This is a genomic window from Streptomyces sp. NPDC006261, assembly GCF_040613515.1.
Taxonomy (GTDB): Bacteria; Actinomycetota; Actinomycetes; order Streptomycetales; family Streptomycetaceae; genus Streptomyces.
Genome location: NZ_JBEXSI010000012.1, coordinates 148167 through 154988 on the forward strand (window position 1 = coordinate 148167; position 6822 = coordinate 154988).

The following is a 6822-nucleotide window of genomic DNA, read 5'->3' on the forward strand; positions in this document are numbered from 1 at the left end:
CTACGGATGACAAGGACGCTCACGTGACCTCGGTGTACAGAAACGCGCAGGCACAACGGGAGGTGCGGCGCTGGTGTGAGGACCGGATCGCGGACTGGAGCACCTCCCATGTCCGTGGTGAGGTCGTCACGTCGGCGGGGGCCACCAGCTTCGTGACCGCGGGACCGGAGCCGCGCGAGGGCGAGCCGAGCGTCGTGCTGCTGCCGGGGACGAACATGAACGCGGCCCTGTGCCTGCCCCTGGTGGGGGCACTGGCCCGTGGACGGCGTGTGACCGTTCTCGACCTGCCCGGTCAGCCGGGGCTCAGCGCGGGCGGGCGGCCTCGCGTCCGGCGCACGGCCTGGTACGGGCAGTGGCTGAGCGAGGCCATCGAGCGGGCCGCTCCCGGGCCTGTGGTGGCGGTAGGCCATTCCTTGGGAGGCGCGGTCGCGCTCGCCTGCGGTTCCCCGCAGATCGTCGGCCGGGTACTGCTCTCCAGCGCCGGCATCACGCGGCTGAGGGTTCCCGTCCCCCTGCTGGCCGCCACCGTCCCCTGGCTCCTGCGCCCCTCGGTCGCCCGGTCGACGGCGTTGCTGCGCCAGATGGCCGCCCCGGGGGCCGAGGCGCCGCCCGACCACCTCAGTACGTGGATGGACCTGGTCGCACGCTGCTGCCGCACCAGCCTCGCCCCGCCCCCGCTGCCGTCGGGTCTCCTCGAACAGCGTCGTCCGATGCCCACGCTGGCCGTCAGCGGGCGGTTCGACCCCTTTCTGCCCCCGCGCGTCCTGGGCCCGTCCGCGCGGCGTCGCCTGGGAGCGGAGTTCCGGGTGATGGAGGGCGCGGGCCACCTTCTGCTCGACGAGGCGCCGGTAGCGGTCCTCGCCCTGGTGGAGGAGTTCTGCGCGACTTTCGCCACGAGCTGAGACGCCGCGTCCATCCGTGTGCCCGGCGGCGGAGGCGGCCACGACGGCTCGCATCCAGTGCGGTACACCGATAGGTGTCCGATAAACACACCTGGGGAACCGCATAACGATGACGTCACCCATGCAGCATCTTCACTTAGATAATCATTATTTGTGACCTGCATCACTAAAGATGCGATAAACGACGTGGTACAAATGCCCAACTTCGCAGACGGAACCACCGTCGAAGCGGAGCGCCGGGCCCCCTCCGGCATCAGACCAAAGCGATCATCGTCGTAGTCCGCCCCATGGGACACGCGGGGTCGCCGACCGGACAACGTCGTTCGCTCATCCCCCATCGCACACCGACCGGCGAAGGCACCCCAGTCCGCCGTTCCCGCGTCATCGAGGTAGCCAACGTGTCACTCGACTCCATCACCCAGAACATCGACGAGTCCGTCAGCGGGTTCTTCGAGCCCATAGCCGAGTGGCTGGGCGGCATCGTCTTCTACTCCGTCAACATCGCCGGGGCGGAGGTGCCGCTCATCGTCACCTGGCTGGTCGTGGCGGGCCTGGTCTTCACCGGCTGGTTCGGATTCGTGCAGGTGCGCAAGTTCCGCCTGGCCGTGGACGTCGTGCGCGGCAAGTACGACGACAAGGACTCGGCGGGCGAGGTCAACCACTTCCAGGCGCTGACCGCCGCCGTCTCCGGCACGGTCGGCCTCGGCAACATCGCCGGTGTGGCGGTCGCGGTCTCCATCGGCGGCGCCGGGGCCACCTTCTGGATGATCCTCTGCGGCCTCCTCGGCATGGCCACCAAGTTCGTCGAGGTCACCCTCGGTGTGAAGTACCGCGAGATCCACGCCGACGGCACCGTCTCCGGCGGACCGATGCACTACCTGCCCAAGGGGCTGGCCGAGCGCTTCGGCAAGAACGGCAAGAGCCTCGGCAAGGTGCTCGCCGTCCTCGCCTCGATCATGATCCTGTTCTTCGGCCTCTTCGGCGGCAACCTCTTCCAGGTCAACCAGTCCTACGCCCAGCTCGTCTCCGTCACCGGCGGCGAGAGCGGGGCCATGGGCTCCTCCGCGGGCGCCATCTTCTTCGGCATCCTCGTCGCCGCGCTCGTCGGCATCGTGCTCCTCGGCGGCATCCGCTCCATCGCCCAGGTGACCAGCCGACTCATCCCCGCCATGGCCGGTATCTACATCGCCGCGTGTCTCGTGGTCATCCTGGTCAACGTCACCGCCGTACCCGCCGCGATCGAGAAGATCATCGAGGGCGCGTTCAACCCCCAGGGTGTAGCGGGCGGTGTGCTCGGTGCGCTGATCATCGGGTTCAAGCGGGCCGCGTTCTCCAACGAGGCCGGTCTCGGTTCCGCGCCGATCGCCCACGCCGCGGTGAAGACGAAGCACCCCGCCAGTGAGGGCCTGGTCGCGCTGCTGGAGCCGTTCATCGACACGGTCGTCGTCTGCACCATGACCGCGCTGACCATCGTCATCGCCAACCCGGCCAGCTGGGGCGAGGCCCGCGCCGGTGAGTCCATCGGCGGCGTGACGATCACCTCGGACGCGTTCGCTACCGTGCTGCCCTGGTTCCCGTACGTCCTGACCGTCGCGGTGATCCTCTTCGCCTTCTCCACGGTGCTCACCTGGGGCTACTACGGCCTCAAGGCCTGGACGTACCTCTTCGGCCGCACCCGCACCAGCGAGACCGTCTACAAGGTCCTCTACACGCTGTTCGCGGTCTCCGGGTCCCTGCTCACCCTGCAGACCCTCATCGACCTGGCCGACGCGGTCCTCTTCACCCTCGCCGTCATCAACATCATCGGCCTCTACCTCCTCGCCCCCGTGGTCAAGCGCGAGCTCAACAGCTTCCTCGAGTACGTGAAGGTCCGGAAGGCCGGCGGAACGGACGGGGGCAAGGACCCGGAGCTGTCGAAGACGCCCGTCTGAGACGGAGACATCGGCGTCTGAGCCGGATACCTCCTGATGCCCTTCGCCCCTGCCGTGTCCGGCGGGGGCGGAGGGCATCAGGTCGTCGTGTGCGGCATCAGCCCGATGCCCCCACCACCATCAGCCCCGCCGCCGCGATCCTCGCAGGCGGATACCAGCGGCTTGCCCCCCGGGCCCGCCGACACGGCGGGCATCACTCCACCACGACGTGGTCCCCCGGCGACATCGACGCACCTGTGGTCGTATTGCCGTAGTACGCCCAACGCCACGTGCCCGTCTTCGACGCCTTGACGGTCGTCCTGAGGGCGCCGGAGCCGTTCGCGTACACCTTCTTCACCGTGGTGTAGGAGCCGGCACCGGAAGGCTTGAACTGCAGGGCCACGTGACGGCCTCCGTACAAGGCGTACTTCCTGGTCTCCCAGTTGGCCCGCGTGACCTTCCCGGTCACGGTGATGGTCTTGCCCTTGGTCACCGGTTCGGGCGAGGCGTTGACGGTCAGGCGGGAGTTGCGCTTGACGTGGACCGTCAGCCCCGTGGCGTCGACGTCTTTGCTTCCGTCCTTGAAGTGCGCCTCGCCCGCAACCTTCCAGACCCCGGCCTCACTGTTGCGCATCATCCACGTGCTCGGGTCGAAGTACATCGTCTCCCTGATGTCGCAGGTGCCGACCCGGTAGGGGCAGTCGTTCCCCCCGATGGCATGCCACAGCTTGTCATCCGCACCGTTGCGGTAGAGGTACACCAGGGGGAGCCACTTCCACGCGCGCGTGGTCGTCACCCGGAAGGAGGCCGGTATCGCGACCTCCTTCGACGTCCCGATCACGATCGGCTTGCCGCCGTTCACCTGGACACGGCTGAACGAGGCCCCACCCTCGGCCGCCCCGGCCGGCACCGCGGCCACTGCCGTGAACACCGCCGCCGCGCCACCGGCCACGACGGCTCTCCAGACCTGCTTCCCCACCTGATCCCCGATCTCCGTACGGAAAGGCACCGAAGGCGCATCCCTCCGGCGCTTTACAGACGGCCGAGGGCCACCCGAGGTTGTGGATCGGCACATCACGATGAGGCCTCGGCCCCCGGCGTCCCGCGAGTCGAGCACGCCGTTGCGTGATCTCCGGTCAACTCGTGTGCAGCATCAGCCCGATGCCCACCACCATCAGCCCCGCCGCGGCGATCCTCGGCGCCCCGAAGCGCTCCTTGAAGAACAGCGTGCCGATCGCCGCGCCCACGATGATCGACGACTCCCGCAGGGCCGCGATCGGAGCGAGCGGGGCCCTGGTCTGGGCCCAGAGGACCAACCCGTAGGCGACCACCGAGAGGGCCGCGCCGAGCAGACCCCGTACCGCGAACGGCCGCAGCTGGGCAGCCAGTCCGGAGCGGCGGCGGTAGTACGCGTACGCCGGGATCGCCAGGCCCTCCAGGATCATCAGCCACGCGACGTAACCGAGCGGCGTGCCCGAGGCGCGCACCCCGACGCCGTCGACCGTCGTGTACCCGGCGATGGCCAGGCCCGTGCCGAGAGCCGCCACGATCGCGGGCCAGTGCGGGCGCTTGCCCGAGCCCCGGATGCCCCAGAGGGCCAGCCCGACCAGCCCGGCCGAGGCGACGGCCACGCCCGTCGTCGCCCAGGCGTCCGGGTGTTCGCCGACGAAGACCGCCGCCAGGACGGTCACCACGAGCGGGGCCGTACCCCGGGCGATCGGGTACATCTGGCCGAAGTCGCCGAGGGTGAACGAGCGCATCAGCAGCATCATGTACGCCACGTGCAGCACGGCCGAGACGAGGAGGTACGGCCACGCCTCCGCAGCCGGGAGCGGGACGAAGAAGGCCATCGCCGCGCCGATCAGCAGGCCACCGCCGGAGATCAGCGTGAAGGAGAGCAACTGATCCTTGATGGCATGGGCGATGGCGTTCCAGCTGGCGTGCGTTATCGCTGCGACGAGGACCGCGAAGGCGACCAGCGGGGTCACTTGGCGGGCTCGCGCACATCCGCAACCGTCGCACCCGCGTGGGCGATCAGCGTCTTGGGGTCGAGCGGGAAGACCGTGTGCGGGGTGCCCGCCGCCGCCCAGACCACGGCGTGGTCCAGGAGCCGCCGGTCCGCCAGGACCCGGGTGCGGGTCGCGTGGCCGAAGGGCGGTACGCCCCCGATGGCGTACCCGGTCGTCTCCCGGACCAGGTCCGCGGTCGCCCGCTCGACCTCCTGGGCGCCCAGCTCACGCCGTACGCGTTCCACGTCCACCCGCGAGGAGCCGTCCATCAGGACCAGCACCGGAACGCCGTCCGCCGTGAAGACCAGGGACTTGACGATCTCGCTCAGCGCGCAGCCGACCGCCGCCGCGGCCTCCGCCGCCGTACGGGTCGCGTCGGGGAAGCGGCGCACCTCGGCCTGGAGGCCCAGCTCGGCCAGCGCCTCGGCGAACCGGGGGTGGGCGTGCGAGACATGTGCGGCGGGAGGGGTTCCGGGGGTTTCGGATGGGCTGCTCATGGCTGCACGCTAGCGGCCGGTGCATGGTGCATGCGAGGGGGTTCCGGAGGGTGGTCCCGCGACCCTTCCCGTGCGCCCCCGCGCCCTTTCGACAGGTCATCAGGCCAATCCCTCGCCACACCCTGGCCGGAAGTGGCAGGTGCGGATCACGGGTACGGTCCTGCGCGCCACAGTGATAGGGCGATATGTGCAGGAAAGTGCGACAAGGGGGAAATAGTGTTGCGCATCCATTTCACCGCCCAGGATCTGGAGTACGTCCGCATCGCCCGGAGCCCGGACCCGCTCTGGGAGATCGTGTGCAGCGTCTGCCGTCTCCAGACCGACGAGGGCCGGATCGCGTTCGGGTTGTGGCGGCGGGCGGTGACGCCTCTGCTGCGAGGAGGAGGGGGCGGGGGAGGGGAGCGAGCAGGGGGCGGTGGCGGGGTCGACCGTGCGGTCGCGGTCGCGCTGCGCAGCCTGATGCCGTGCGGCCCCTACATCCCCGACTTCCTGACCCCCGCGGTGGACGGCGGTATCGCCGACCTGCGGCAGGGCGTGGACCGGGTGCTGTCGACGCCCCGGAGCCGGCTGCTCCGGGAGTTCAGGCTGCTCGCGGAGTCGGAAGCGGGGGCGCGGGCTGTCGCAGGGCCGGGACCGGGTGCGCGGGCGCGGGCGGTGCGGCCCTTCGCGGCGGAGCAGCTCGCGCGGGGCGACGCGGCGGCGCTCCGGGCGCTCGGGGGGCTGCTCACGGCGTACGACGCGGCGTTCGTCGCCCCGTACCGGCCGTGGATCGACGCGGCGGTGGCCTCGGACGTCGCCTGGCGCTCCCGGGAACTCGCGGCGGGCGGTACCAGGGCCCTGCTGGAGACCTTCCGGCCGATGGCCCGGTGGAGCCCGCCCGTACTGGAGGTGACGTACCCGGTCGACCGCGACCTCCACCTGGCGGGGCGCGGCCTGCTCCTGGTTCCGTCGTACTTCTGCTGGCGCAAGCCGATCACGCTGTTCGACGGGGCGCTGCTGCCGGTGCTGGTCTACCCGGTGGAGAAGCCGGTCCAGCTGCCCGCCGCCGCCACCTCGGGTGCCTCCCTTTCCCGGCTGCTGGGCCCGACGCGCGCCGCGCTCCTGTACGAGGTTTCCGCCCGCGGCTGCGCCACGACGTCCGAACTGGCCCTCGCGGTGCGCTGCTCGCTCCCCAACACCTGCCAGCAACTGGCGATCCTGCGCGAGGCGGGCCTCGCCGCCTGCCGCAAGGAGGGCCGGTGCGTACTCCACCACCCGACGCCGCTCGGGCGGCGGTTGCTGGAGGCGACCGGGGCCGGCTGGTCGGAGCAGCCGCTGACGGCGCCCCGCCCCGCGACGGTTTCACCCTGATGAAAGGGTGCGGCGCGAACGGCCGGTCCGCTGCCACGCTTCTGCCATCCGGGCGGCGGGCCTGCGGGAGGGTCACGCAACGCCCTGGAGGACGAGAACCGCCGGCTGCGGGAACGCCTCCAGGCCCTCGAACCGGCCGCGGACGAGTTCGACG

6 protein-coding genes are annotated in these 6822 nt (G+C 70.6%); 3 read left to right on the forward strand and 3 right to left on the reverse strand.

Going from position 1 to position 6822, the window contains the following annotated elements; genetic code table 11:
• Positions 1 to 23 precede the first annotated feature (23 nt).
• Both ABZ154_RS10500 and ABZ154_RS10505 read left to right on the forward strand, forming a co-directional pair.
• Positions 24 to 902, forward strand: a complete 879-nt coding sequence (locus tag ABZ154_RS10500; RefSeq protein WP_356830976.1) for an alpha/beta hydrolase — start codon at positions 24 to 26, stop codon at positions 900 to 902.
• Positions 903 to 1300: 398 nt separating this feature from the next.
• Positions 1301 to 2833, forward strand: a complete 1533-nt coding sequence (locus tag ABZ154_RS10505) for an alanine/glycine:cation symporter family protein (protein WP_356830978.1) — start codon at positions 1301 to 1303, stop codon at positions 2831 to 2833.
• 193 nt (positions 2834 to 3026) lie between these two features.
• Here the strand turns inward: ABZ154_RS10505 and ABZ154_RS10510 are convergent, their stop codons facing one another.
• The 3 genes from ABZ154_RS10510 to ABZ154_RS10520 all read right to left on the reverse strand — a co-directional run bounded on the left by ABZ154_RS10510 (position 3027) and on the right by ABZ154_RS10520 (position 5318).
• The gene (locus ABZ154_RS10510; protein ID WP_356831012.1) at positions 3027 to 3791 is read right to left on the reverse strand and encodes a hypothetical protein; all 765 of its coding nucleotides are present in this window, start codon (positions 3789 to 3791) and stop codon (positions 3027 to 3029) included.
• 157 nt (positions 3792 to 3948) lie between these two features.
• Positions 3949 to 4800 carry a DMT family transporter gene (locus ABZ154_RS10515; RefSeq protein ID WP_356830980.1) on the reverse strand — a complete coding sequence of 284 codons (852 nt, stop codon included), beginning with the start codon at positions 4798 to 4800 and terminating at the stop codon, positions 3949 to 3951.
• Positions 4797 to 5318: a YbaK/EbsC family protein gene (locus ABZ154_RS10520; RefSeq protein ID WP_356830982.1), complete on the reverse strand. Its 522-nt coding sequence runs from the start codon at positions 5316 to 5318 to the stop codon at positions 4797 to 4799. Before ABZ154_RS10520 ends, ABZ154_RS10515 begins: the two co-directional genes overlap by 4 nt.
• Positions 5319 to 5534: 216 nt before the next feature.
• On the opposite strand from ABZ154_RS10520, the gene ABZ154_RS10525 reads away from it, so the two are divergent.
• Positions 5535 to 6668, forward strand: coding sequence for an ArsR family transcriptional regulator (locus ABZ154_RS10525; protein WP_356830984.1), 1134 nt, complete (start codon positions 5535 to 5537; stop codon positions 6666 to 6668).
• Positions 6669 to 6822 lie beyond the last annotated feature (154 nt).